We start from the raw sequence: 24,361 nt of genomic DNA, 5'->3' as shown, positions 1-24,361 counted from the left end.
CCAAAGCCCAGGGGGACGGGCATCCAGCAGATGTAGAAGGCGCCGCTCAGGAGGTCGGGGGCGGTGGCGGCGTGTGCCGCGAGGTATTCGTTTATCGATTGGGCGCCGATGTGGAAGAGGCGCTTGTCGGTCTCATAGAGGTCGCGGATATGGACCGGGGAGACGACGTAGTTGGGGAGCGCTTTCATAAAATCGAACAGCACCCAGAAGACGATGAAGGGGGCGAAGGCGAACAGGAACTTGCGCGTGGCGGCGCTGGCGTAGTAGAGGGCTGCGCAAAAAAGCGTCAGGCCGACCTGCTCGGGTTTGAAACCCACGAGGAGCGTGGCTGTAACGAGGTAGGCCGCGGATATAATGACACTCAGGACCGCGGCGCGGGCGGAAGTCTTGGGGAACACTAGGAAGCTTTCTTGGAGGGGAAATCAGAGTGAAAAATCTTGTCCCAAAGGACGGAGCTGACGCCGTAGCCCTTGCTCATGTCGTCGTAGTGGTGGAGCATATGGTGCTGTTTGATGGCCTTGAACCAGCCGCTTTTGAAGTTGGCGTGGTGCATGGCGTAGTGCATCATGTCATAGATGAGATAACCGGTGACGAAGCCGGGAAAAAAGGCGAAGAGGTGGGCCTGGTTGGCTATGATGGCCTTGAACAGGAAGAAAAAGCCGAAGGCCAGGGGAATGCTGGCCGATGGCGGCATCACCAGCCGGAGGGCGTCGCGGGGGTAGTCGTGGTGGACGCCGTGGAAGATGAAGTGCAGCCGCAGGCCCCACCGCGATTTAGGGATGTAGTGGAAGACGAAGCGGTGGAGGATGTACTCGGCGATCGTCCAGGCGAAGAGGCCGCCGGCGAAATAGCCGATCGTGGCGCCGATGCCGCCGCCGATGGCTATAGCCCTGTAGAGGAAGTACGCTACGACCGGGACGTAGATGATCAGCGGGACGTAGAAGGGGACCTTGCTGAGGATTTCCATCCAGCCGGCTTTGAACATGCGGGTGGACTCGGTCGCGTTGGAAATATAGTTGCGTTTCATACAATCATGTTTGAAGTGGTGATGGTGTCACACCTGGATGCGGCCAACGACTTCCTTGCCGGTGGCGGGGTCGGTGCCTTTTAGCTCGACGTACTCGACGTGGGGTACCCAGAAGGAACCGCCGTTGATCGAGACGAAAATGCGCCGCAGGATCACGGGTTTGCCGTCGATGGTGGCAAAGACGTGGTACTGGCGGTCGGCGGCCTTGATCAGGTACATCGAATACTTCTTGTACGAGACGAAGTGCAGCTCGAACTTTTCGGGGCCGACCTGCCGGCTTTTGATCCCATAGGCAAAGGTACGTTGTATATAATTCAGTTCCGCCCGCTGGCCCTGTTCCTGGTAGCGGAGCCAGAAGACGTGGACGGGGTTGTCGGGGTCGGGGACGCCGCCTTTGTCGTTGAGCTCGATGACGATAGTGTTGGTATTCGGTGTCCGCTGAACATAAAATAATTGTTTGGGGTTGCCGGTGGGGACGGGCATGGAGTCCACCGGGATCGTGAGGAGCGCGGCTAACAGGAAGTGTATCATTTGTGAGCGGCCTCCAACGCCGTTTTGGCCGCCATCAGGCGTCTGATGGCGGTGATGTTGGTGAGGACGGCCATGACCGTGAGGGGTATGGTGAATATGGACATGGTTTCGAACACGTGGTATTTGATGCCGGGGACGAAGAGCTTGTAGTCGCCGCCGATGAAGTGGGCGGTGACGCCGCAGGCGATGGCGGAGACGGCGACGAGGATGACGCGCTCGGGGCGCTGCATCAGACCGCCTTTGTTCTGGATGCCGAGGCCTTCGCTGCGGGCGCGGGTGTAGCTGACCATCATCGAGCCGATCATCGCCAGGAAGGCGAAGAGGGAAGAGAAGAAATAGTGGTAGGCCACGAGGTAGTAGCAGATCCCGAGGAACATCACGAGCTCGCTGTAGCGGTCGAGCACCGAATCGAACAGGGCGCCAAAGGTGGAGCTCATGTTGCCGAGCCGGGCGACCTGGCCGTCGAGCATGTCGAACAGACCGGCGAACAGGATGAGCGCGCCGGCCCAGCCGACGTAGGAAAGGTCCGCACGCTGGCCCTGGAGGGCGCCGATGATAAATATAACGGCCACGCCCACGTTGAGGAGGAAGCCGACGAGGGTGACGGTGTTGGGGGTAAATCCGATTTTGATCAGGCCCCTGACGAAGGGGTTGATGACGACGTATATGCCTTTTTGTAACTGGTCGCGGGTCATGTTAGAATTCGAATTTTGTGCGTACGCGTATCCCCCATTGGTCCACATAGGGATGGCTGAGGTAGGTCAGGCGACGGACATAGTCTATGCGCACGACCTTGAAGATGTTGCCGATCCCCCCGCTCACTTCGATGTACGGGCGGCCGTCCAGCGAATAGGTGGACGGATCGCCGTCAGAATACTGCGGAAATTTAAACAATCCGGCGGTTTTATAGGGATTGTTCTCGTCCCGGATACCGCCGTAGAGCACCTTGAGGCTACCGACCTCGCGTAGTTTTAAACCTTTCAGGAGGGGTATTTTGTTAAAAAAGAAACCGCCGAAGTTCTGGTCGATGTTCAGCGCGCCGTAGTGGTCGCTTACGAACTCCATGAAGTCCATGAGGTTGTAGGAGTTGAGCTGGTAGGCATAGGTCTGGTTGGCGCGGTGGATGTCGAGCAGCGGGAAGGGTACCTTACCCAGGACATAACCGCCTTCGAGCGTGACGTCGGCGTAACCCAGGGGTCCGAGGTAGAAGCGCTTGTAGGCGTTCCCCCAGAGGTTGGAATAGGTGTACTGGCCGCCCGCGAGCCCCTTGATGCCTTGGGTGTATTTGACCTCGAAGATGGGGTACTTGTTAAAGATAGGAATCCTGTACACCTTGCCCTGGTAGAACTGCTCGTTGGGCGCCCACCGCAGGTCGGCGGACAGCTCCCCGGTGGTCACGGAGGGGATGTTGACGGAATCGGCGAGCACCTGCTTGGTGTAGACGATGTCCCCGGCGGGCACTTGTTTCCAGTACTTGAACCCGAAGTTATAGGAGAGTCCCCTGCCGAACTCCCGGACGTAGTTGAGCTTGAAGATGTCGTTGTAGAGCCATTTGTCGTTGTCGCCGCGTTTGAAGCTGAGCAGGAAGTTGTCTTCCTGGACGAACTGGAGGTCCTGGCCGGGGATCTTGGTGTCGTGCTGGAAGCTGGCCTGTATATAGTGGAAGGGGTAGTCGTAGATCGTCCGGTGGTTCAGGGCGTAGGTGCCGCTCAGGTAGTACTTGACCTGCTGGTCCTTGAAGCCGTATGCGATATAGGTCTCGGTATAGAACGTCTTGCTCATGGCCGGCAGCGAACGGCCGCCGAACCTCAGCCTGAAGCCTTCTACCGGGTTGAAGCTGTAAAAGGCGCTGACGGGGCCGACCTCGAACCAGGGACCCGCGCGTTTGTAGCCCGCCAGCAGGAGGGTGGCGTAGTCGAGGGTGCGCTTGAAGGAGCGCATGTTCTGGAGGCTGTCGACGTTGGTGTATATTTTTGATTCCACGGGGGAAAGGCCATGACCGCGGAGCGCAGTGAGCGTGCTGTCGGTGTTCGCCGTGTTGGCGAGGACTTCGGTCGGGCCGCTGTAGACGCTGTCCGGACCGGGTTGGTTGATCCGGTAGTCGGAATAGGTCACGGCGCGTTCACCCATGACGCCCCCGGAAGAGGACTTCAGGAGGGAGAACTCGGCGAGGATCTCGCTGTACTTGAGGTGGTATCGGTTGTCGGCGCCCCTTTCGAAGTTCTGACGGACGTGCACGTCGCGCGCCCAGTTGAGGTTGGCGTATTTGCTCACGCCGAAGTCCACCTTCTGGATGGCATAGTTGCTGTCGAGGGTGATCCAGAGCGTGCCCTTGAAGAGCAGGTCGTCCGGGTTGCGCGGGTAGAAGTTCATCTTGACGAGCTTGACGCCTTCGAGCTCCACGGTGTCCTGGATATAGAACAGGTAGAAGTTGGGCGCCAGGTCGGCGATGGGGCTCATGAACTGGGTGGACAGGAGCGCGATGTTGTTATCATACACGTCCACGGGCATGTACAACCGGTTGAGGTAGTTCCGGATACCGCGCATGTCGAGGTATTCGCCGTAGTTCACCATCCGGTGGGAAAGGACATAGCTTTTGTTCTTTTCGGGACTTTTCCGGAAGTAGCGCTGGGTAGCGGTTTCCTCCAGGTAGATGGGCAGGAGCGCCTTACCGGGAAGCAGTGTGGTGTCCTTGTTCTCGAACATGAACTTGAAGTTCTTGAAGAGCTTGCTGTTCATCAGCTTCTCGGGCTCCTTGGTGAGCGAGCACTCCATCTTTTCGTATTCCTGGTACTGGAGGTATTGATAGGAGCCGACCTTGTTGGCTTCCTTGTGCGCGATCACCTTGCGGATGAGCTCGACCGCGGGGTTGCCCTTGTTGCGGTAGTGGCCCTTGCCCCTGGCGGTGATAACGATGTCGTGGAGCTGGCCGCCGATGCCCAGCGTTATCTCGACGGTCTGGTCCTTGCCGGGGGTGACGCCTTTGCTTTGTGTCGTATAACCAACGTGGGAAAAGTTGATCGTGTTGAGCTTTGCGTTGCCGGTGGTGAGCGTGAAGGTCCCGTCCGCCTTGGTCAGGGTGCCGTTGCCGCCCTTGAAGTAGACGCTGACGTCTTCAATCGGCTGGCCGGAAGCGGCGTCTTTGACAACGCCCCGGACAACGGTTTGAGCGGATACCATCGTCTGTGAAAGGCCGAACAATACCGCACATAAAATCATCCAATGTTTCATTCCATGTATCTATTTGCTCTCATCGGCAGGCATCGTTTCAATCGTGGCCAGGGGCGCCCGGGGGGCGCGCGTTCAGAGGCGCGCCACCGGAGGTCGAGGCGTGGGTGCGGGGAAGGGCGCCGTTTTGCGCAGCGGTCTTCGGGAAGACGAACCATCGTTGCATGAAATAGCTATACGTGAGACCCATGACCACGCCTACGCTCACGCGGGCGATCAGCGGGTTTATGCCCGGACGGCCGGCGATCAGGGGGCGGACGCCGAGCCAGCCGGCGAGCCAGCCGACCAGCAGCGCGCTGAGCGCGATGTTGCCGAGCCACACCAGGGCGTAGCGCAGGACCTGGCCGCCGGCGTCGCCGGTCGTGGCCTGGAAAGCCCAACCGCGGCCGAGGAAGAACGCCAGCACGCCCCCGCAGACCATGCCGATCGCGGTAGACGCGGACGCCGTCGCACCGATCCACCGGACGAGCACGAAGAACAGCGCGTAGTCCAGGAGGGATGCGGCGATGGCCGCCAGGTTCGCTTTTATATAGGTCATCATATCTTACAAATCCATTCGAGCGCGATCAATACCACGCTGGCGTATATCCCCGCGACGACGTCGTCGATCATCACGCCCCAGCCGCCGGGGAGGGCTTCGGTGCGGCGGATACCCAGCGGCTTCCAGATGTCGAATATCCGGAATAGCACCAGGGCTGCCAGTATCGTGCTCCAGTTCAACGGGTGGAAGAGGATGGCGACGTACATGCCGACGACCTCGTCCATGACCACCTTCGAGCTGTCCTTGCCCCACTCCGCCTCTACCCCGTTCCCGGACCAGATGCCGAGGATGGTAAGGACGACGGTGACGATGGGGAGCCAGATCCAGCGGACGGCGTCGTTGTTGGTCAACAGTAATAAGGGGAGGGCCGCGACGGCCGCGGCCAGCGTCCCTCCCCCTTTGCCTACGTAGCCGATGCCGGCGACGCTGCCTATGAAGCGTTGGAGGCCCAGGAGGCGGGCTCCGGCGTTCGAAGGCGTGGCATTGCTCATAATATCTCGGCCAGCTCCTGGTAATAATCCAAGCCCAGGTGGGTGATCAAATCCTCACCCATAATATGCCTCAGGGTATTTTGCAGCTTGATGAGCTGCCTGAAGATATCGTTGTCGGGGTGAAGGCCCGGTGCGGTTTGCGGGGACTTGAGGTAGAACGACAGCCATTCCTGGATGCCGTACATACCGGCGCGCTTGGCGAGGTCGGAGAACAGGGCCAGGTCGAGCGCCACCGGCGCGGCGAGGATGGAGTCCCGGCAGAGGAAGTTGATCTTGATCTGCATGGCGTAGCCCAGCCAGCCGAAGATGTCGATGTTGTCCCAGCTCTCTTTATTGTCGCCGTGGGGCGGATAGTAGTTGATCCTGATCTTGTGGTACAGGTCGCCGTACAGCTCCGGGTGCAGGTCGGGGCGGAGGATGTCTTCGAGCACGCCCATCTTGGAGACTTCCTTGGTGCGGAAGTTGTCCGGGTGGTCGAGCACGTAGCCGTCGCGGTTCCCCAGGATGTTGGTGGAGAACCAGCCGCGTACGCCCAGCGCGCGCGCCTGGAGACCGGGGGCGAGGATGGTCTTCATCAGCGTCTGACCGGTCTTGAAGTCCTTACCGGCGATGGGGGTCTCGGTCTTCTTGGCCAGGGCCACCATGGCGGGGATGTCGCACGTCAGGTTGGGCGCGCCGTTGACAAAGGGGATGCCCTGGCTGACGGCCGCGTAGGCGTAGATCATGCTGGGGGCGATGAGCGAATGGGACTCGCGCATGCCCTGCTCGAAGCTTTCGATCGTTTGATGGACGTCTGTCGCCTCGATGTACTTTTCGGTGGAACCGCACCACAGGACGACGACGCGGTCGAGCTTATGGTGCTGCCTGAATTGCTCGATGTCCTTGATCACCTGCTGGGCGAGGTCCCACTTCGAGGCGCCGGTCTTTACGTTCGGACCGTCGAGGTTGGTGACATAGCTGCGGTCGAAGACGGCCTTCATCGGCTGGATGGCCTGGAGCTCGTCCTTAACCGAATCCAGGAGGGGTTGCTCCAGGACGCGGGCCTTGCTGGCGGCTTCGTACACGTTGTCCTCGTAAAGGTCCCAGCCGCCAAAGACGATGTCGTTCAGGTCTGCCAGGGGTACGAAGTCCTTTATTTTCGGATACCGGTTGTCCGTCCGTTTGCCCAGGCGGATGTGGCCCATCTGGGTCAGCGAGCCGAAAGGTTGCGCGGGTTTATGGTCGGCGCCCGTCGGTACGCTCTTGCGTACGGCGGCAACGCCGGCGATCAGTGTCGTGGCTACGGCCCCGAGACCGGGGATGAGGATGCCGAGCTTGCCCTTGGCAGGGAGCACGGCGATGCTGCCATTTTGATTACTCATATTTTTCGTTTAAGGTTATACCAAATTACTACCGGCGCACGGAGGAGGTTAAAGCCATCCATTGCGGAGATACCACTCTAATGTCTCTTCGAGCCCGTTCTTCAGATCGTAGTCCGGCAGGTACCCCAGGTCACGTTTGACCGTGGATATCTCGCATACCCAGTTCGGCGCCGTCAGCTCCTCGAGCTTCTCCCGGTTGAGGGCCGGGGATTTTTGCCGGCGGGCGTAGGCCCTTTCCAGCGTGGAGGCGATGACGCGTACCAGGGGTACGGGGACGAAAATCCGGAGGGTCCGGCGGTGGAAAAAGTCTTTGACGATTTCCGCCAGCTCGAAGCGTTCGTAGGCCCGCCCGTCGGTGACGTTGTAGGTCCGGTGGATGTGCTCGGTGAAAAGGGCGTGCACACCCAGGTCGGCTAGGTCTTTCACGTAAACAAAGCTGAGGCGCTGCGGGGCTTTCCCGATATAGGGCTCCCATCCCCGGCGGATCATGCGCAGGAGGATGAAGATGTCCTTGTCCCGGGGACCATAGACAGCAGTGGGCCGGAGGACCAGCCAAGGTATGGGTTGAATGGCCAGCTTGCGCTCGGCCAGGAGCTTGCTCCTGCCGTAGGCGGTGACTGGGTTGGGTTGGGTCTGTTCGGTGATGGCGCCCTCTATGTGCGTCAGCGGTCCGATGGCCGCCAAACTCGATAGGAACACCAGCTTCTTCAATCGCGGCAGGGCCATCCGGGCCGCCCCGGCCAGCCTTTCGGTGGACAGGGCGTTGGCCTCGTCGTAGGCCGGTTGCGTCGGCGCCTTGGTGGCGCCCGCCGCGTGTATGATATAATCGTAGCCCCCTTCTTCCAAAACCCTGGCCAGCTGCGCCGGTTGGGTAAAGTCCAGGTGGGCGTACCGTATGTTAAATCCAGACAGGTGGTCTACCTGTGAGCTCTTTCTGATCCCGGCGGTGACTTCGAGTCCCCTGGACAGCGCCGATTCGATCAAGTGATACCCTACAAACCCGCTCGCCCCCGTGATCAGCACTTTTCCCGTCATATCGCCTTTTCGTATATTCTATACTTCTTGTACACCTTCCCGTTCACGCTTTCGATCCCGCGGTTCATGAGGTCGTTGTGCTCCAGGATCCAGGAGGCTTCGGCGCCCTCCATCCCGCGTTCCAGGCCGCGTTTGATGATATAGGCGTAGAAACAGGCTTCGATCCCTAATTTACGGTAGCCGTCGACCACGCCCAGCGCGAGTACCCGGATGCTTTTTATCTTTTTCATACCCGTCAGCAGCTTGACGATGCCAAAGGGCAACAGCCGGCCGCGGCGGACCTTGATCAGTATCTCGTTGATGTCCGGGATGGCCAGGGCGAAACCCACCACCTTCCCTTCGTGCTCCGCCAGGAGACAAAGCTTCGGGTCGAGCAGCATCTTCAGATCCTTGGCCAGGTAGTTGAATTCGTTCTCGGTCATGGGCACGAAACCGAGGTTCTTGTCCCAGGCTTCGTTGTAGACCTTCCGCAGCGCGGCTACCTCGGTGGCGAAGTCCTTGACGCGGACCGGGCGGATGGTGATGCCGTGGCGCTTGAGGCGCTCTTCCAGCGAGTTCAGCAGCCGCACGGAGCGGTCGTTCCGGCTTTCGCGGTCGATCCACCAGGCCAGGAGGTCCACCTTCTTATCCAGCCCCGCGTGCTCCAGCAGGCGGGCGTAGTAGGGTTTGTTGTAGGTCATCATGGCCACGGGGGGATCGTCAAAACCCTCGATCAGCAAACCGCACGCCTCGTTCGTGGAGGGGTTGACGGGGCCGATGAACGTCGTCGCGCCCTTTTCCTTGAGCCATCCGGCCGCCTGTTGCAACAGCGCATCCGCCACCGACTGGCTGTCGATCACGTCGAAGAAGCCAAAAAAGCCGTCGCTGGCCTGGTTGAACTGGTTGTGGTTCCGGTTGAATATCGCCGCTATGCGCCCGACGAGCGTGTCGTCTTCGTAAGCCAGGAAAGGCTGTACGTCGGCGTTCTCGTGGAAGGGATGCTTCCCGGGCGTGAGCAGGTCCCGTTGGGCGATGAACAGCTCGGGCACGTAGTTCGGCTCCCCCGCATACAGGCTGTGGGGGAAGTCGATGAACGCCTTCAACTGTTTAGGGTTGCTAACGGGTTCGATGCGGATCATATGGCTTGACTTTTGGGGATAAACTGGATGTTCAGGTCGCTGGCGGCCTTGGACAGCTTGTCGACCGCCTGTTCAATCTGGGCGGGCGTGTGCGTCGCCATGAGCGAAAAGCGGATCAGGGTATCCTCGCTGGCCACGGCCGGGGCGACCACCGGGTTGACGAAGATGCCGTCGTCCTGCAGCCTCCGCGTCAACTGGAAGGTCTTCTGGTTGTCCCCCACGTAGATCGGGATGATGGGGCTCTGGGTGTGGCCCGTATAGAACCCTTCGTCCTTGATGAGGGAGAGCGCGTAGCGGGTATTTTCCCAGAGACGTTCGATCCTTTCCGGTTCGGCCTCGACGATGTCCAGGGCGGCGAGCACGCTGGCCACGTTGGCGGGCGGCATGCTGGCGCTGAAGATCAGCGAGCGCGCGCGGTGCTTGAGGAAGTCGATCGCCAGGAAGTCCCCGGCCACGAAGCCCCCGAGCGACGCCAGCGACTTGGAGAACGTACCCATGATCAGGTCCACCTGGTCGGTCAGACCGAAGTGGTCCGCGGTGCCCGCACCCTGGGCGCCGAGCACGCCGAGGCTGTGCGCGTCGTCTACCATGATGTTACATCCGTATTTCCCGGCCAGCTCCGCGATCACGGGGAGGTTGCAGATGTCGCCCTCCATGCTGAAGATGCCGTCCACCGATATGAGCTTGATCACGTCCTCGGGCAGGGTCTTGAGCCGCCGCTCCAGGTCGTTCATGTCGTTGTGGGCGTACTTTATCGTCCGGGAAAACGACAGCCGGCTCCCGTCGATGATGGAAGCGTGGTCGGATTCGTCCAATATCAAGTAGTCCTGACGACCCGTAAAACCGGACAGCACCCCGAGGTTGGTCTGAAAACCGGTGGAGAACAGCAACGCCGACTCCTTACCCACGTAGGCGGCTAACCGCTCTTCCAGCTGGTGGTGGATGTCCAGGCTCCCGTTCAGGAAACGCGAACCGGCGCAGCCGGAACCGTATTTGTCGATGGCCTGCTTGGCCGCTTCGAGTATCTTCGGGTGGTTGGTCAGGCCCAGGTAGGAATTGGAGCCAAACATCAATACTTTCTTACCCTCGAGTATGACTTCCGTGTCCTGTCCGGATTCGATCATCCGGAAATAGGGATACAAGCCGGCAGCCCGGGTCATTTCTGCGTCCTTCCATTGAGACACACGTTCTAGTAGATTTTTCTGCATGAATAGCTCCTCCTTAAGCAAAATGAACAAAAAGACCAATAAATAATTAACAGGCTATCAAGGCGCTGGGCATCGTTGGGATGGGAGAAGGTTGGATGAACAAAATTCGTACAACATTCCTTCAGGGCCAATGTCAAAATTACCGCATTGTATGTCCAAATGTCGGCAATCTTGTGTCACCTCACACGGCCCGGCGGAACTCCGTCGGCGTCAGCCCTTGGTGCCTCTTGAAAAATTTACGAAAAAAGAACTGGTCGCTGAAGTGCAGCTCCCCCGCGATGTCGGTCACGGATAGGGCCGTGTCGTTCAGGAGCAGCTTGGCCTCCCGCATGACCATTTCGTCGATCAGCTCCCCCGCCGTCTTGCCCGTGACCTCCTTGGTGGTTTCGGTCAGGTACTTGGGGGTCACGTACAGCTTGGCGGCGTAGAACCGGACGCTCCTCTCCTGGCGCACGTGGTCGGCCAGCATTTGCTGGAAACGCAGGTGCAGCTCTTCCTTCCGGGTACGTTTGATCTTGCGGACCACGGGCGGCTGCAGGTGGGAAGCCAGTTCGTATATGAACGCCATAAAATGATGGCGGATCACGTCTTCGGCGTACGGGGCCTCATGGGCTTTGGCGCATTTGGCGCTGAGCAGCCGCAGCAGCGCGGCCAGCGTATCGGCGTCCGCCTGCTCCAGGAGGAAATAGGGGTTGTGTTGTATGGAAAAAACGTCCCCCAACGGGGCCTCCTGCTCCTTTACGCCCAAACGGGTCACGAAAGAGCGGGTGAAGATCAGGCCCATCACCGTGACATCGGTACTGAAATGACTCAAGTCCCGTATCGTCCTCGGGGAAACGACCATCAGGGAGTTCTTGCGCAGCGTATAGTCCACGTTGTCCAACCGTACCCGCGCGGTCCCGTCGATGACGAGGAAAATCGCCATATAGTCCGTTCGGAACGGACAGGGAATCAGCCGTCGCTTAGCCGCTGCCGTTAGGGACGTGACCACATAAAAGTCCTTCCCGGTCCATTGGCCCTCGAAGTCGGCGATCGCCTGCTCCATGCTCAGCAGCGGAATTCCATCGTTTGTCGTCAATTTCACACTACAATTTACAGAAAATTAACAGACTTTGATTGCATTAATCACGAAACGCGCCACCTCTTTTTTGCGACGCTGTATCATTTTCCAGTACCCTTCTTCATCCAGGTCGAAGGCTTTCTGCACGTAGGCCTTACCGATAAACGGAAAAAGGATGAGCGAGATGATGTGGAGGAAAAGCTGCTCGGCCTCGATCCTGATGACCTTTCCGGCTTTGTGTTCTTCCTGGAGCGCCTTTTGGAAAGTCTCCAGGAAGACCTTGTAGAGCTTCGTCACGTTCCTTCTTTCCATGATCGCCGGGTTCTGCATCATCTCGTGCATGATGAACATGGCGTTGCACGGGTGCGCTTCGCAAAGCGCGATCTCCGCCTCCACCAGCTGCTCGATCTTTTCGAAGAGCGGGATGTCCGCCACCATGATGGGTTGCACGGTCCCCAGGAACCGGTTGAAGGCCTCGTCGAAGATCACCTCGAACAGCCGTTCCTTTGACCGGAAGTAATAATGGAGCAGCGCCCGGTTGATCCCGGCCTCGTCCGCTATGTCCTGCATCCGCGCCCCGGAAAATCCCTTGGCGGTAAACACCTTCCGGGCCGAGTTGCGGATGATATCCTCTGTTGTCTGGTCCATTTTTATCGGTTCTGTTTAACAGCTTTGTTAATGCAAGGTAACAAAAAAGCTGATATTCCCCACTTCGTGCATCCCCATCCCCTTCATCACGGCGCTGGCGGTCTTTTGGGTATAGCTGGCGGTCAGGCTTTTATAGGTGACGACCAGGCCGTAGTCGATTTCGGCTACGCCTCTTTTGACGCGGTTCTCGTAGCCTTCCAGCTTTTGCTCGTCGTTGCGGTTCAGGGTTTTGGATAATATCCCGCCTTCCAGGAGGGCATTGTAAGCGGTCCATTCCGCCCGGGGGGTGCCAAAAAACCAGAGCTGGAATTTTCGCGCGCCGCTTCGGAGGCCGTCGCCCTGGTATTGGGCGCTCCAACCGTTAAAGTAGGGGTTCATCCACCCTACCCTGATCGTCTGATAGATCCCGCCGCCGTCCAGCATCGTACCGGCGTAGCCGGTCACGCCGGCGATCCATTCCAGGCCGCGGCCGACGTGGGCGATTTCCTCCTCCATCGTCAGCTGCTCGTTGAGCAGCAGGTCGTTGGGCAGCTGGTTGGACCAGCCCTCGGGCCGCTGGTAGCCGATCAGCCCGTGGAACCACGACTGGATCGGGCCCGCCAGGGCGATGGACCCCATGACACCGGTGACGGTTTCCGACTGGAAGCTCAGCTTCAGCAGCGGGTTGTAGGAGAATTTGTCGTGCGTCAGGAACAGCGCGCCCGCATACGGATAATTGTTGGGCAGGTACTTTTTGTCGGAGATGTTTGTGGGCGTGTACATGACCTGCATGAGGCCCCAGCCGTAAGTGTTGACGCTACCCGGGCCCGCCGAGGGCATGAGCCAGCGGTCGGCGAAGCGGTCGCGGTGTTTTTTGCTGTAGAAATAGTCGATGCGGGTGCCGTTGGTGTAGCCCTCGTCGGTGCCTTTGCCACGGATGTTGAAGAAGTCGTCGTCTTCGTATATCCTTATAACGGGGTGTAGTTGTGCATTTGCGTTCGTTTCGGACAATATAATGCCAGCCAGCAACCCCAGGATGAGGTAAAACTGTTTCATAACCAATCTGTTTGTGTGTGTAAACGAAAATGCGTCGACTGGTGGCTGGAGGATCCAAGACGTCTGGGCCAGAAGTTGGCGTAGCTGGCGGGGGTTGAAAGCCCAAAATTACGTCGTTTAGCGATAATGTTAAACAAGAGGGACAACTTTGACAAACCGATTACATATCTTCGATTAGTCCGTAATTTCACGGATTAGATCCGTGATAACACAGGAGACGATACAACAGATACAGAACCGGATCGATATCCTGGATGTCGTAGGTGAATTCGTAAAGCTCAAGAAGCGGGGCGCCAGCTACCTGGGACTCTGCCCCTTCCACAACGAAAAAACGCCCTCGTTTACCGTCTCCCCGTCCAGGGAAATCTACAAATGCTTTGGGTGCGGCCGGAGCGGGAACACGATCGGGTTCCTGATGGAGCACGAGAAGTATTCCTACGTGGAGGCGCTGCGCTGGCTGGCGGGCCGGTACGGGATCGAGGTCCAGGAGACCGAAACCTCCCCGGAGTACAAGCTTCAGCAACAGGTTGCCGAAAGCCTTTTTATCCTCAACCAGTACGCCCAGAAATATTTCAGCAAGACCCTGACGGAGACCGAGGAAGGACAGGCCGTGGGGATGTCCTACCTGGAAGAGCGCGGTTTCCGGGCGGACATCATCCAGAAATTCCAATTGGGGTATTGCGGCGAAAGCAGGGACGCGTTTTCGCGGACCGCGCTCACGGCCCAGTTCAACCCGGAATTGCTCCAGCGGAGCGGGCTCTCGGTCCTGAGGAACGAACAGCTTGCCGACAACTACCGCGGCCGCATCATCTTCCCGATCCACAACCCCTCGGGCAAGATCCTTGGGTTCGGGGCCCGGCAGATCAAGAGTAACGACCGCTCCCCGAAATACATCAACACCCCGGAAAACGAGATATACGTCAAGAGCAAGCTGCTCTATGGCCTCTTCCACGCCCGTCACGCCATCGACAAACAGGACGAGTGCCTGCTGGTGGAAGGCTATACCGACGTCATATCCCTCCACCAGGCCGGCGTGGAAAACGTCGTGGCCAGCGGGGGCACCTCCCTGACCCAGGACCAGCTGCGGCTGATCAAAAAATACACCGACAACCTCACCATCGTCTATGACGGCGACAACGCCGGGATCAAGGCCGCGTTGCGCGGGCTGGACATGGCCCTGGAGGAGCGGCTCCAGGTGAGCCTGGTTCTCATCCCCGACAAGGAAGACCCGGACAGCTATGTCCGGAAGGTGGGGTCCGAGGAGTTCCGGGGGTTCATATCGGCCAACAAAAAGGACTTTATTTTCTTCCAGCTGGAGGTCGCCCTCAGGGACGTCGGGGACGACGCCCAGAAGAAGGCGGCCGTCGTCAACCAGATCGCGGAGACCCTTTCCCGGATCAATAAGGCGGAGGACTTTACCCGCCAGCAGGACTATATACGGCGGAGCGCGGAGCTCCTGAAGATCGACGAGGCGGGGTTGAACGCGCTCGTCAATAAGCATATCCGCGACAGGATCGGGAAGCTCGAGGCGCGCGCGCAGACGGCGGCGGCGGCCGACGGGTCCCTGGAGGCGGCGCCGGCGGTGGATGCCGAGGCATCGGATGCCTTCGATTTGCTCAACAAGGAAGAGGCCAACGAACGCGCGTTGATCCGCGTCCTGCTGGAACACGGCAACAAAACCCTGGACGAGGAAGGCGTGGTGGCGGAGTTTATCTTCGGCCACTTCGACGACGCAGAGCTGTTCGAGAACAAGACATTGTACCGGATATTGCGGTTGTACCGCGACCTGTACGTGTCCGGCGCCCGGCCCGATACCAAGTCGTTCCTCTACCACGAGGACGCCGCCGTGAGCAGCCTGGTCATCAGCCTCGCCGAAACCCAGCACGAGATGAGCGAACGGTGGAGCAAGCGCGACGCGGACCTGAACTACGAAACGATGAAGGCGGGATACCTCAAATACCTCGGCGCGGAATACGTCGTCAAGGAGGAAAAAGCCGACCAGGAGCGCTACAAGGACGACGTCCGCTCCACGGTGACGTATATGCAACTCAAGAAGATCAAAAAAATGATGGTCGAAAACCAAAAGGACCTGCAAAAACCCCATACCGCCGACGAGTTCAAGCTCCTCATGGAGACGCACCGGCATTTGAACGAGCTGGAAGCGGAATTGACGCGGCGGCTGGGCACGGTTATACTCAAATAAGCTTCATGTTCCGAAAGACCCTCCCGTTTCTTTTACTGTTTGTATTGTTCTCGTTTTCCGGCGCGTGGCTGCTGGCGACGTATAGCGCGGCTGATCTGGTCCTGTTCGTCAATGGGCATTATACTGCCTTCCTGGACGCGGTGATGCCGTGGTGGACGGACTTCGGGGATGGCGGAACGCACATAGCGATCATCGTGCTGTTGATCGTGTATGCGTGGCGGACTCGGCGTGGTCCGGCGCGGTGGGGATGGCTGGGGTTCCTGGGGTTTGCGCTGCCGTCGCTGACATCGCAGGTGCTGAAGGAGTCGTTCTTCAACCATGTGCCGCGACCGGTGACGTATTTTACAGACACGCCATCCGTGCTCCATCACGTCGCCGGGGTCGAGCTGTGGACCTACAATAGTTTTCCGTCGGGGCATACGATCACGGCGTTCAGCATCGCGCTGACGTTGATCTATCTCTTCCAGCCGCGGCGCGTGTGGGCGTGGACGCTGGTGCTGTTTGCCTGGGCGCTGTCCGTGGGGTATTCTCGGATGTACCTGGCGGAGCACTTTTTCCGGGATGTGTATGGCGGGGCGATCATCGGGACGGTGATGACGTACGCTTCGCTATGGATCGGAGAAAGGACGCAGCCACGCCGGTGGCGACGGCCGGCAGACAGGCCGCTCGCCTAGAGCGTCTGCTGGATGTCGCTGTAGGATAGCGCGAGCAGGTCTTCTTCGCGGATGCCGAGCGCCTCTTTATAGTGGCAGCACTGGGCGGCGAGCGACTCGACCGGCGTGCTGTCGTCCACGTCCACGGCTTCGATCTCGAGGAAGAAACCGAGGCCCTTTACTTCGTCGAGGTGGAACTTGACGTTTTCGATGAAATAGATTTCGCGCGTTTTCTCCACGACGGCCTTGGTGCCAAGGGCGCGGCTGAGCAGGCACCCCAGCGCGCCGGCGTCGACGTCGGGGGATTCCAGCGGGAAATAGCCCTCGTCGCCCGCGCAGGGGTCGGGGCGGGCGCCGGCTTCCTTAAGGATCAGGGCGTTCTCGATCGTGCCGTGTCGCCATTTGAGCTTCCCGTTGGGTACGTGGAAATAGGTGTCGACCTGGTGGTCCTTTGATGCCAGTCTTGCATGGTGCTCCATCAAAAAAGCCCGTATCGGTTCCAGTTGGTCGAGGCGGGCTTTCAATGCTGTATTGAGAGGTTGCATAGTTATTTTTCGGTGGGGTTTTTCTTGCCCGCCCTGAGCTTTTCCAGGGTCGCGTCCAGCCGCCTTTTGCGGGTGTCGTCGCGTTTGGCGTCGGTGATCCAGCGGATGTATTCGCGCTTGTGGCTATAGGGCAGGGTGTCAAAAAAATCCTTGGCTTTGGGGTGGAGGGTGAAGACGTGCTCCAGGTCCTGGGGGACGTTGACCGCCCGTTTGCCGGGGCGTTCGGCGGTTTGGATGTCCGCGCTGCGGGGGGCGGGGGCTGCACTGTGAGCGGCCTTCTGTGCCAGGGCGGTAGCCGTCTTGGCGCCGGCCTTGGGGACCGTGGCGATGGGAGCCGGGAGCTCGTGCGGGACAGGCTCGCGTGTCGCAGCAGTGGCTTCGGCGCGGGCGGCGGCTTCGGCGCAGTTCCCCTTTTTAAAACGGAGCGCGGTCCAGACGTGGTCGAGCGGTTCGGAGAAGGCGATCTCGAAGCCGTGATCGCACAGGCAGTTCCAGCTACAGTCGCGGTTGAGGTCGCTGGCGATCTTGGAGGCCGCCTTGGGATAGGCGACCCAGAGCTTGGCATCGGCCTGGAGCGCCGGCAGCACCTCCGTCAGGATGGACCTGAGCTGGTTATGATTGATGGCAAACACCAATGCAAAGTCGATCTTCTTCATCCTCAGCAGAGGCGTGACGTTCTTTGCAAAAGCAAGCTTGATAAATTGTTTCTCAATAGAGGAGGGAAGGCCCTGGATCAAAAGATTCTTTTCGTCTTTGAGTTGCAGTTTTTCAAACAACGTTTGCGACATGCGACAATACTTTTTGGCGTAAAAAAGTTTTGAACGGAAAGTTTTGAACGGAATGCAAAGGTAAGGTAATCCACACACAAAACCCGCATACCGGCTGAGTTTGCGAGATTTTCTAATCCTCGTCGTCCAGGGAGCCCTCGTCCTCACGCTTGCGCGCTTTTCGGCGGTCCCGGTACTTCAGGATGCCGGCCCGGCTCTCATTCCCTTTGAGCAGACGGCCGATGTTCTTTTGGTGGGTCAGCAGGACGAGCAATGCGACGGATACGGCGAAAATGCGGTACAGTTGCTGGGGTTCGTCAAAGATATACAATATAAAGACCGCGAATGCAACGCCCGACAGGATCGAGCTCAGGGATACGAAGCGGGTCGTATACAAAACCAGGAGAAATACCCCCACACAGGCCAGCGCGACATAGGGCTGGATCGCCAGCACCATCCCAAACAACGTGGCCACGCCCTTGCCGCCCTTGAAATCCGCCCAGAGGGGGAAGATATGACCGACTACGGCGGATAAACCGAGGCCGATCTGGAGGTTGATCAGGGGTGTGCTGTGGATGGGATCGGTATAGTAGGGTATCAGGAGGAAAAGCTTGACGGCCGCCATGCCCTTGAGCATATCCACCACCATAACGATGGTGCCGTATTTGGAGCCCAGCACCCGGAACGTATTGGTGGCGCCCATATTGCCGCTGCCGTACTCACGGATGTCTATGCCAAAGAAAACTTTGCTCACGATCAATGCCGTTGGAATAGAGCCGATACAGTAGGCTAACAATATGACTAGTAATTCGTCCATAGTCCATTGGATTATTCCGGGTCTATAAAGATACGGGATTTAGCCCAAATTATCGTGGCTTTTTCCATAATTGTGCGACCCAGTCCCCTTCCTGGGCGTCTTCGGTTAAACTCAAACCGGTGGCGGTGGCGGCTTCGGCGATGATCGGCCGGTCCGCGGACAGGATGCCGCTGAGCAGCAGGAGTCCACCCGGCGCCAGCAGGGCGTGGAGCGGTCCCATGAACTGCAGCAGGATGTGGCGGTTGATGTTGGCCAGGACGACGTCGGCGACCGGGACGCCTTCCAGGTTTTCGGCGAGGTGCCACGTGGTTTTGGCGGCGCCGTTCCTTTTGGCGTTTTCCTGCGCGTTTTCGATCGACCAGGGGTCGTTGTCGAGCGCCCATATCGCCTCCGCGCCCAGGTGCTCGGCCAGGATGGCCAGCACGCCGGTGCCGGTGCCAAAGTCAACGACTTTCCGGCCTTCTATGGGTAGCGTCCGCATGGCCTGGATCATCAGCCGGGTGGTGGCGTGGTGACCGGTGCCAAAACTCATCTTGGGGGTGATGACGAGCTCGTGCGCGATGCCCCTGATGGGTTTGTGGAAGTCGGCGCGGACGGCGCAGAAGTCGCCGATGACGACGGGGTCGAAGTTGGATTCCCAGACCTGGTTCCAGTTCTGGTCCTCGAGGCGGTTGACGGTCGCGGGTAGTCTTCGTTCCGCCCAGGCGTCTTCGTCCAGGCGCTCTTCGGGGATGTATGCCTTGAGCGCGTCGTCGGTTTCCTCGAAGCCTTCGAAGCCCAGGGCTTCCAGCTCGGGGATAAGGAGCTCGCGCTGCGTGGGGTCGGGTTCGGGGATGATAAATTCGAGATAGGCCATGTGTCAAAAGAAAAACGACCCGTCCCCGGGAGAGGGCGGATCGCTTTGGTTATGTTTTTTTCAAAAAAGCTAGAGTGTTTCGGAACCGTCGTCCTGGTGACGCGGGGCCGGGCCGGATTCCGCGTCGGCCCTGAATTCGGTGTCGGGCCGGGGTTCACGGGGCTCGCGCGGGGGACGGCTGTCGCTACGGGGGCCGCGATCGCCACGGTCTCCGCGATCCCGGCGGTCGCCGCCACGGTCGCGGCGGTCTCCGCGGTCGCCACGATCGCCGCGGTCTCCACGATCGCCGCGTTCGCCCCTTTCAGGACGTTCGGGGCGCTCGACATAGCCTTCGGGTTTGGGCATGAGTACCTTGCGGCTCAGCTTGTACTTACCGGTCTTGGCGTCGATACCCAGCAGCTTCACCTTGACCATGTCGCCGTCATTGAGCACGCCTTCCAGCGTCTCGAGGCGCTTCCAGCTGACCTCGGAGATGTGGAGCAGGCCCTGCTTGCCGGGCATGAACTCGATAAAGGCGCCGAATTCCTTGATGCCCTTGACGGGTCCTTCGTAGGTCGTGCCGATCTCGGGCTGGGCGGCGATGCCCTTGACCCAGTTGACGGCCTTGTCGAGGCCTTCCTTGGCCGGGGAGAAGATGCTGACTTCGCCCTGGTTGCCGACTTCCTCGATATTGATGGTGGTGCCGGTTTCGCGCTGGATCTCCTGGATGATCTTCCCTTGAGGTCCGATGACGGCGCCGATGAATTCCTTGTCGATGAACAGCTTGACCATGCGGGGCGCGTGCGGTTTTACTTCCGGACGGGCTTCGGCGATGGTCTCGTACATCGCGTCGAGGATGTGCAGGCGGCCCTTGCGCGCCTGTTCCAGCGCTTCGCGCATCACGTCCATCGGCAGGCCGTCGACCTTGATGTCCATCTGCACGCCGCAAATACCTTCGCGGGTACCCGTGACCTTGAAGTCCATGTCACCCAGGTGGTCCTCGTCGCCGAGGATGTCGGTCAGGATGGCGTACTTCTTATCGCTGTCGCGGGTGATCAGACCCATAGCCACGCCGCTGACGTGCTTGGCGAAGGGAACACCCGCGTCCATGAGGGCGAGCGAGCCCGCGCAAACGGTCGCCATGGAGGACGAGCCGTTGGATTCCAGGACGTCGCTCACGACGCGGACGGTGTAGGGATATTCGCTCCCGGGCATCATCTGCTTCAAAGAGCGGAGGGCCAGGTTGCCGTGTCCCACTTCCCGGCGGCCGGGGGCGCGCATCATCTTCACCTCACCGGTGGAGAAAGGCGGGAAGTTGTAGTGGAGGATGAACTTCGTATAGTCCGACTTCGCGGCGGATTCGATCAGCAGCTCGTCCAGGGGCGTACCCAGCGTAACCGTAGTCAGGGACTGGGTCTCGCCGCGGGTAAAGAGCGCGGAGCCGTGGGGCGTGGGCAGCGGGTCGACTTCCATCGCCAGCGGGCGGACCTGGTCGAGCGCGCGGCCGTCGAGGCGTTTGCGGTCGTCGAGGATCATGCTGCGGACGATTTCCCATTCGAGGTCGGCGTAATACTTTTTGGCGAGCTTCCTGGTCTTGTCATCGATGTCCTCGCCGAGGCTTGCGATCATCTCGTCCTTGAGGGCGTTGAAGGCGTCAGTGCGCTCGTGCTTGGCGGTACCCCTGCGCGCGATTTCCAACAGCTTGTCAGAAGCGTACGCGGCTACCTTTTGTTGCAGCTCGTCGTTGGTCTCGGGCTTCTTGTAATCACGCTTACCGGTAACCCCGACCTTGGCACGAAGCTCTTCCTGGGCCTTGATCTGGGCCTGGATGGCCGTGTGGGCTACCTCGAGTGCCTTGACGAGGTCTTCTTCCGCGCATTGTTTGGCTTCGCCTTCGACCATCATCAGGTTCTTCGCGGTGGCGCCGATCATAAAGTCCATGTCGGACTCGGCCAGCTGCGCGCGTGAGGGGTTGATGACGAAGTTACCATTGTGGCGGGCAACGCGCACCTCGGAAATGATTTCCTTGATGGGAATGTCGGACACGGCCAGGGCAGCGGAAGCGGCCAGGCAGGCCATGGCGTCCGGGAGGACGTTCTCGTCGGAGGATACCAGCGTTACCAGTACCTGCACGTCGCAGAGATAGTCGTCCGGGAACAACGGGCGCAGGGCGCGGTCGATCAGACGGCTGGTCAGCACCTCGTAATCGCTCAGACGGCCTTCGCGTTTAAAAAACGAGCCGGGGATACGCCCGGCTGATGCAAATTTCTCCTGGTAATCGACGACAAGCGGGAAAAACTCTTGCCCCTCTTTGGGGTCTTTGTTGGCGACCACGGTGGCCAGCAGGATACAATTCCCCTGGCGCACGGTCACGGCTCCATCTGCCTGGCGGGCCAGCTTACCGGTCTCGATCGTCACGATCCGACCGTCGCCCAGGTCAAATGAGCTACTGATTGGTTGTGTTAACATACACTCTGTATAATCGGCGTAAAAAATAATATGTACAAAAAAACTAATTCCCAACTGCTTATTTCGGTTGGGAATTAGTTTTATTTGGACATCGCTGTCTTATTTGCGGATACCTAATTTCTCGATCAGCTGGCGGTAACCCGTCAGGTCGTGCTTGCTCAGGTAGGTCAGCAGGCGCTTGCGCTGGCCGACCAGGTGCATCAGACCCCTTTGGGTAGAGAAGTCTTTCTTATTAGCCTGCATGTGCTTGGAAATATCATTGATTCTCTCAGTCAGCAAGGCGATCTGGCCTTCGATCGAACCCGTGTTCTTGGCTGACCCACCGTATTCAGCAAAAATGCTGGATCTCTTTTCGTTTGTTATCGACATCTTAGATAGAAATATTGCGGCTGCAAAAGTAGGCAAATTCCCTCCAATATCAAAAAAAAGTTAACTTGTTGTTTCGCTATGGTCCATATCTACACACCCCTTACCTCTCCCCGGTTGAATTATGTCCTGGGGGTGATCTTCCGGGATCACCTGCGGGTGGGATATCGGGTGTACACAAATCCCGCGGAGCTTCCCGAAGAGGGCCTGCGCATCTCGTATTCGACTGAGGATTTAGGGGTTGGGCTATGGATACCGGCTTCGCGGGCGCTGGAGAACGGGGGACCGGCATTGGAGGCGATGCGCGGGGCCGGGCCTTCGGCCGCGGTGGGCTCGTTCGACCTGTTCGGGGCGGTTTTCTTTTGTCTTTCCCGGTTTGAGGAATATTTGCCGACGGCCCCTTATGACCACATGAGCCGGTATGAGCCGGAGGGGTCCTGGGCGGCGCGGAACGGCTTTTTGGAACGGCCGCTGGTGGATGAATGGATCGTCGCCCTGGGGCGGGCGCTCGGGCTGCCGGTGGCTGCCGGGGCCCGGCTTTTTGCTTCGTACGACGTCGACCAGCCGTGGTGCTATAAGCACAAGTCCTGGCTCCCGCGTTCCGGGCGCTGGATGGAGCAGTGGCGGGTCCTGTCGGGGCGGGCGCGCGACCCGTTCGATAACTTCCATTGGATGGATTCCGTCAATGCCTTTTTGCCGGAGGCGCCCGTGTACTTCTTCCCGCTGTCCGCGCGGCGGACCGCTTACGACAAGAACCCGTCGCCGGGGCTGCCGGCCTACCAGGAGCTGATACGGGCGCACGGCGCGCGCTACCCCGTGGGGATCCACCCGTCGTTTTACAGCGCCGCTTCAGATTTGCTGGCCTCGGAAATCGAGGTGTTGAACCGGATCACGGGGCTGCCGGTGACGATCAGCCGTTTTCACTATATCCATTTCCGGTTGCCGTCCGATTACCGGCTGTTGCTGGAGCTGGGGATCAGGGCGGACTATTCGATGGGGTACGGGGAACGCAACGGTTTCCGCGCGTCGTATTCGCGGCCGTTCCCCTGGTACGACCTGTTGCGGGAAACCGAAACGTCGTTGCAGGTCATCCCGTTCTGCTGGATGGAGGCGACGAGCTACCACGTGTCGAAGCTGTCCGCGGAGGCGGCGCTGGCCGAGCTTTTATCGTACAAAGCAGCGCTCGACCGGGTCGGGGGCCGGTTCACGCCCATCTGGCACAACAACAGCCTGGGGCTCGATCCCCGGTGGATCGGATGGCGGAAGGTTTACTACGATTTTTTAAAGGCGTTTGTGCCTACCTTGCCTCTATGAGTAAGCGCGTGTGTATTTGTTTGTTGGATGATCCGGTGTACAAACAGTCGTCGATCCGCGTGGCGGAGGCGCTGGCGCGCGCGGGGTATGCGGTGACGCTGGTGGGGCGCAGACTGCGCGGAGCGGTGGCGTCGGCCGCGGGGGGGGACACGACCTTTCGGCGGGTGCGTTTCCGTACGCTGTTCCACGGGGGCAAGCTCTTTTATGCGGAGATGAACCTCCGGATATTTCTTTACCTGGTGTTCCACCACGTCGACCTCGTTTGCGCGGTGAACCTCGATACCATCGTCCCGGTCTGGGCCATTTCGGCACTCAAACGCATCCCCCGCCTGTATGACGCCCGCGAGCTGTTTACGGAGCTGGCGGAAGTGGTCGCGCGACCGCGGGTCCAGCGGATGTGGCTGTGGGTGGAGCGGCGGATGGTGCCGCGTTTCCCGGTCGGCTACGCCGTCTGCCAGAGCATCGCCGACGAGCTGTTACGCCGGTATGGCGTGGGCTATGCGGTGGTCCGCAACCTGACGGTGCTCCGTAACCCCGTCCCGGGCGCCCGGCCGCTGGACCGTCCTTATCTCTTATACCAGGGCGCGGTCAACTACGGGCGCGGGCTCGACGTCCTGATCCCCGCCATGAAACAGGTCCCGCTCCCGCTGGTGATCTGCGGCACCGGCAACTATATCGACCAGAGCCGCGCGCTCGCCGAAAAACACGGCCTGGGCCGCAAGGTCATCTTTACCGGCCAGCTGCCTCCGCGGGAACTGGTCCGCTATACCTACAACGCCCACGCGGGGATCAACCTCGTGGAGCGGGAGGGGTTGAACCAGTATTTTTCCCTCCCCAACAAGCTCTTCGACTATATCCACGCCTGTCTCCCGCAGGTCGCCATGGACTATCCCGAATACCGCCGCGTCCAGGAAACCTTCGAGGTCGCGGTGCTCATCCCCGATGTGACGGAGACGCTGGTCGTGGAGGCGATCCTCCGGTTGTGCAACGACCCCGTGCTCTATGGGCGGCTGCAGGCGAATTGCCGGCTGGCCAGGGAGGTGTTTAACTGGCAGGTGGAGGAGAAGGGGTTGCTCGCGGTGTATGACGGGGCGCTACATAAAAAATAA

General features: G+C 59.4%; 23 protein-coding genes and 1 pseudogene. 4 read left to right on the top strand and 20 right to left on the bottom strand.

Features of this window, described 5'->3' with window-relative positions:
* The 14 genes and pseudogenes from VL547_RS09640 to VL547_RS09575 all read right to left on the bottom strand — a co-directional run.
* A pseudogene (locus tag VL547_RS09640) lies at nucleotides 1–398 on the bottom strand (inositol phosphorylceramide synthase); the annotation flags it as partial.
* Entirely contained in the window at nucleotides 398–1,027 is a 630-nt protein-coding gene (locus VL547_RS09635) for a sterol desaturase family protein (protein ID WP_325577450.1), read from the bottom strand. The pseudogene VL547_RS09640 and the gene VL547_RS09635, both read right to left, overlap by 1 nt.
* A 27-nt stretch (nucleotides 1,028–1,054) precedes the next feature.
* Nucleotides 1,055–1,558, bottom strand: a complete 504-nt coding sequence (locus VL547_RS09630) for a DUF4833 domain-containing protein (protein WP_325577449.1) — start codon at nucleotides 1,556–1,558, stop codon at nucleotides 1,055–1,057.
* Entirely contained in the window at nucleotides 1,555–2,253 is a 699-nt protein-coding gene (locus tag VL547_RS09625) for a CDP-alcohol phosphatidyltransferase family protein (RefSeq protein ID WP_325577448.1), read from the bottom strand. The genes VL547_RS09630 and VL547_RS09625 overlap by 4 nt, the downstream gene beginning before the upstream one ends.
* Nucleotide 2,254: 1 nt before the next feature.
* Nucleotides 2,255–4,789, bottom strand: coding sequence for a DUF5686 and carboxypeptidase-like regulatory domain-containing protein (locus tag VL547_RS09620; RefSeq protein ID WP_325577447.1), 2,535 nt, complete (start codon nucleotides 4,787–4,789; stop codon nucleotides 2,255–2,257).
* Between the two features lie 37 nt (nucleotides 4,790–4,826).
* Complete coding sequence (locus VL547_RS09615; RefSeq protein ID WP_325577446.1) at nucleotides 4,827–5,327, bottom strand: GtrA family protein; 501 nt, start codon at nucleotides 5,325–5,327, stop codon at nucleotides 4,827–4,829.
* Nucleotides 5,324–5,818 carry a phosphatidylglycerophosphatase A gene (locus VL547_RS09610; protein WP_325577445.1) on the bottom strand — a complete coding sequence of 165 codons (495 nt, stop codon included), beginning with the start codon at nucleotides 5,816–5,818 and terminating at the stop codon, nucleotides 5,324–5,326. Before VL547_RS09610 ends, VL547_RS09615 begins: the two co-directional genes overlap by 4 nt.
* Nucleotides 5,815–7,179: an inositol-3-phosphate synthase gene (locus VL547_RS09605; protein ID WP_325577444.1), complete on the bottom strand. Its 1,365-nt coding sequence runs from the start codon at nucleotides 7,177–7,179 to the stop codon at nucleotides 5,815–5,817. Before VL547_RS09605 ends, VL547_RS09610 begins: the two co-directional genes overlap by 4 nt.
* Before the next feature lie 48 nt (nucleotides 7,180–7,227).
* On the bottom strand, nucleotides 7,228–8,214 hold the full coding sequence (locus VL547_RS09600; protein WP_325577443.1) for an NAD(P)-dependent oxidoreductase: 987 nt from the start codon (nucleotides 8,212–8,214) through the stop codon (nucleotides 7,228–7,230).
* Nucleotides 8,211–9,332 carry a hypothetical protein gene (locus tag VL547_RS09595; protein ID WP_325577442.1) on the bottom strand — a complete coding sequence of 374 codons (1,122 nt, stop codon included), beginning with the start codon at nucleotides 9,330–9,332 and terminating at the stop codon, nucleotides 8,211–8,213. Before VL547_RS09595 ends, VL547_RS09600 begins: the two co-directional genes overlap by 4 nt.
* Nucleotides 9,329–10,516: a serine palmitoyltransferase gene (gene spt / locus VL547_RS09590; RefSeq protein ID WP_325577441.1), complete on the bottom strand. Its 1,188-nt coding sequence runs from the start codon at nucleotides 10,514–10,516 to the stop codon at nucleotides 9,329–9,331. The genes VL547_RS09595 and spt overlap by 4 nt, the downstream gene beginning before the upstream one ends.
* Nucleotides 10,517–10,721: 205 nt before the next feature.
* Nucleotides 10,722–11,624, bottom strand: a complete 903-nt coding sequence (locus tag VL547_RS09585; RefSeq protein WP_325577440.1) for an AraC family transcriptional regulator — start codon at nucleotides 11,622–11,624, stop codon at nucleotides 10,722–10,724.
* Between the two features lie 18 nt (nucleotides 11,625–11,642).
* Nucleotides 11,643–12,248: a TetR/AcrR family transcriptional regulator gene (locus VL547_RS09580; protein WP_325577439.1), complete on the bottom strand. Its 606-nt coding sequence runs from the start codon at nucleotides 12,246–12,248 to the stop codon at nucleotides 11,643–11,645.
* A 27-nt stretch (nucleotides 12,249–12,275) separates the two neighbouring features.
* Nucleotides 12,276–13,283 (bottom strand): lipid A deacylase LpxR family protein, encoded by a 1,008-nt coding sequence (locus tag VL547_RS09575; protein ID WP_325577438.1) that lies wholly within the window; start codon nucleotides 13,281–13,283, stop codon nucleotides 12,276–12,278.
* Nucleotides 13,284–13,485: 202 nt separating this feature from the next.
* Here VL547_RS09575 and dnaG point away from each other — a divergent pair, with 202 nt between their 5' ends.
* Nucleotides 13,486–15,486, top strand: a complete 2,001-nt coding sequence (gene dnaG, locus VL547_RS09570; protein WP_325577437.1) for a DNA primase — start codon at nucleotides 13,486–13,488, stop codon at nucleotides 15,484–15,486.
* A 5-nt stretch (nucleotides 15,487–15,491) separates the two neighbouring features.
* Nucleotides 15,492–16,160 carry a phosphatase PAP2 family protein gene (locus tag VL547_RS09565; RefSeq protein ID WP_325577436.1) on the top strand — a complete coding sequence of 223 codons (669 nt, stop codon included), beginning with the start codon at nucleotides 15,492–15,494 and terminating at the stop codon, nucleotides 16,158–16,160.
* Here the strand turns inward: VL547_RS09565 and VL547_RS09560 are convergent.
* The 6 genes from VL547_RS09560 to rpsO form a co-directional block, all read right to left on the bottom strand.
* Nucleotides 16,157–16,684, bottom strand: coding sequence for a class IV adenylate cyclase (locus VL547_RS09560; protein WP_325577435.1), 528 nt, complete (start codon nucleotides 16,682–16,684; stop codon nucleotides 16,157–16,159). The genes VL547_RS09565 and VL547_RS09560 overlap by 4 nt on opposite strands.
* A gap of 2 nt (nucleotides 16,685–16,686) precedes the next feature.
* Nucleotides 16,687–17,472, bottom strand: a complete 786-nt coding sequence (locus VL547_RS09555; protein WP_325577434.1) for a YdeI/OmpD-associated family protein — start codon at nucleotides 17,470–17,472, stop codon at nucleotides 16,687–16,689.
* A gap of 112 nt (nucleotides 17,473–17,584) precedes the next feature.
* Nucleotides 17,585–18,268, bottom strand: a complete 684-nt coding sequence (plsY, locus tag VL547_RS09550; protein WP_325577433.1) for a glycerol-3-phosphate 1-O-acyltransferase PlsY — start codon at nucleotides 18,266–18,268, stop codon at nucleotides 17,585–17,587.
* Between the two features lie 49 nt (nucleotides 18,269–18,317).
* Nucleotides 18,318–19,124 (bottom strand): 50S ribosomal protein L11 methyltransferase, encoded by an 807-nt coding sequence (gene prmA / locus VL547_RS09545; RefSeq protein WP_325577432.1) that lies wholly within the window; start codon nucleotides 19,122–19,124, stop codon nucleotides 18,318–18,320.
* A gap of 69 nt (nucleotides 19,125–19,193) precedes the next feature.
* Entirely contained in the window at nucleotides 19,194–21,572 is a 2,379-nt protein-coding gene (pnp, locus tag VL547_RS09540) for a polyribonucleotide nucleotidyltransferase (protein WP_325577431.1), read from the bottom strand.
* A gap of 99 nt (nucleotides 21,573–21,671) precedes the next feature.
* Nucleotides 21,672–21,941, bottom strand: a complete 270-nt coding sequence (gene rpsO / locus VL547_RS09535) for a 30S ribosomal protein S15 (RefSeq protein WP_325577430.1) — start codon at nucleotides 21,939–21,941, stop codon at nucleotides 21,672–21,674.
* A 78-nt stretch (nucleotides 21,942–22,019) separates the two neighbouring features.
* Between rpsO and VL547_RS09530 the strand changes: the two genes are divergently transcribed.
* The gene (locus VL547_RS09530; RefSeq protein ID WP_325577429.1) at nucleotides 22,020–23,252 is read left to right on the top strand and encodes a polysaccharide deacetylase family protein; all 1,233 of its coding nucleotides are present in this window, start codon (nucleotides 22,020–22,022) and stop codon (nucleotides 23,250–23,252) included.
* Nucleotides 23,249–24,361 (top strand): glycosyltransferase, encoded by a 1,113-nt coding sequence (locus tag VL547_RS09525; protein WP_325577428.1) that lies wholly within the window; start codon nucleotides 23,249–23,251, stop codon nucleotides 24,359–24,361. The genes VL547_RS09530 and VL547_RS09525 overlap by 4 nt, the downstream gene beginning before the upstream one ends.

The organism is Dinghuibacter sp. (assembly GCF_035492835.1).
Taxonomy (GTDB): Bacteria; Bacteroidota; Bacteroidia; order Chitinophagales; family Chitinophagaceae; genus Dinghuibacter.
This window is presented reverse-complemented; position numbering and strand designations above follow the sequence as displayed.

What these genes read in the sequence shown, in the direction of transcription:
- VL547_RS09635 (WP_325577450.1), bottom strand. Translation starts at nt 1,027, where the DNA reads ATGAAACGCAACTATATTTCCAACGCGACCGAGTCCACCCGCATGTTC.
- VL547_RS09630 (WP_325577449.1), bottom strand. Translation starts at nt 1,558, where the DNA reads ATGATACACTTCCTGTTAGCCGCGCTCCTCACGATCCCGGTGGACTCC.
- VL547_RS09625 (WP_325577448.1), bottom strand. Translation starts at nt 2,253, where the DNA reads ATGACCCGCGACCAGTTACAAAAAGGCATATACGTCGTCATCAACCCC.
- VL547_RS09620 (WP_325577447.1), bottom strand. Translation starts at nt 4,789, where the DNA reads ATGAAACATTGGATGATTTTATGTGCGGTATTGTTCGGCCTTTCACAG.
- VL547_RS09615 (WP_325577446.1), bottom strand. Translation starts at nt 5,327, where the DNA reads ATGATGACCTATATAAAAGCGAACCTGGCGGCCATCGCCGCATCCCTC.
- VL547_RS09610 (WP_325577445.1), bottom strand. Translation starts at nt 5,818, where the DNA reads ATGAGCAATGCCACGCCTTCGAACGCCGGAGCCCGCCTCCTGGGCCTC.
- VL547_RS09605 (WP_325577444.1), bottom strand. Translation starts at nt 7,179, where the DNA reads ATGAGTAATCAAAATGGCAGCATCGCCGTGCTCCCTGCCAAGGGCAAG.
- VL547_RS09600 (WP_325577443.1), bottom strand. Translation starts at nt 8,214, where the DNA reads ATGACGGGAAAAGTGCTGATCACGGGGGCGAGCGGGTTTGTAGGGTAT.
- VL547_RS09595 (WP_325577442.1), bottom strand. Translation starts at nt 9,332, where the DNA reads ATGATCCGCATCGAACCCGTTAGCAACCCTAAACAGTTGAAGGCGTTC.
- VL547_RS09580 (WP_325577439.1), bottom strand. Translation starts at nt 12,248, where the DNA reads ATGGACCAGACAACAGAGGATATCATCCGCAACTCGGCCCGGAAGGTG.
- VL547_RS09575 (WP_325577438.1), bottom strand. Translation starts at nt 13,283, where the DNA reads ATGAAACAGTTTTACCTCATCCTGGGGTTGCTGGCTGGCATTATATTG.
- VL547_RS09565 (WP_325577436.1), top strand. Translation starts at nt 15,492, where the DNA reads ATGTTCCGAAAGACCCTCCCGTTTCTTTTACTGTTTGTATTGTTCTCG.
- VL547_RS09560 (WP_325577435.1), bottom strand. Translation starts at nt 16,684, where the DNA reads ATGCAACCTCTCAATACAGCATTGAAAGCCCGCCTCGACCAACTGGAA.
- VL547_RS09555 (WP_325577434.1), bottom strand. Translation starts at nt 17,472, where the DNA reads ATGTCGCAAACGTTGTTTGAAAAACTGCAACTCAAAGACGAAAAGAAT.
- plsY (WP_325577433.1), bottom strand. Translation starts at nt 18,268, where the DNA reads ATGGACGAATTACTAGTCATATTGTTAGCCTACTGTATCGGCTCTATT.
- prmA (WP_325577432.1), bottom strand. Translation starts at nt 19,124, where the DNA reads ATGGCCTATCTCGAATTTATCATCCCCGAACCCGACCCCACGCAGCGC.
- pnp (WP_325577431.1), bottom strand. Translation starts at nt 21,572, where the DNA reads ATGTTAACACAACCAATCAGTAGCTCATTTGACCTGGGCGACGGTCGG.
- rpsO (WP_325577430.1), bottom strand. Translation starts at nt 21,941, where the DNA reads ATGTCGATAACAAACGAAAAGAGATCCAGCATTTTTGCTGAATACGGT.
- VL547_RS09530 (WP_325577429.1), top strand. Translation starts at nt 22,020, where the DNA reads ATGGTCCATATCTACACACCCCTTACCTCTCCCCGGTTGAATTATGTC.
- VL547_RS09525 (WP_325577428.1), top strand. Translation starts at nt 23,249, where the DNA reads ATGAGTAAGCGCGTGTGTATTTGTTTGTTGGATGATCCGGTGTACAAA.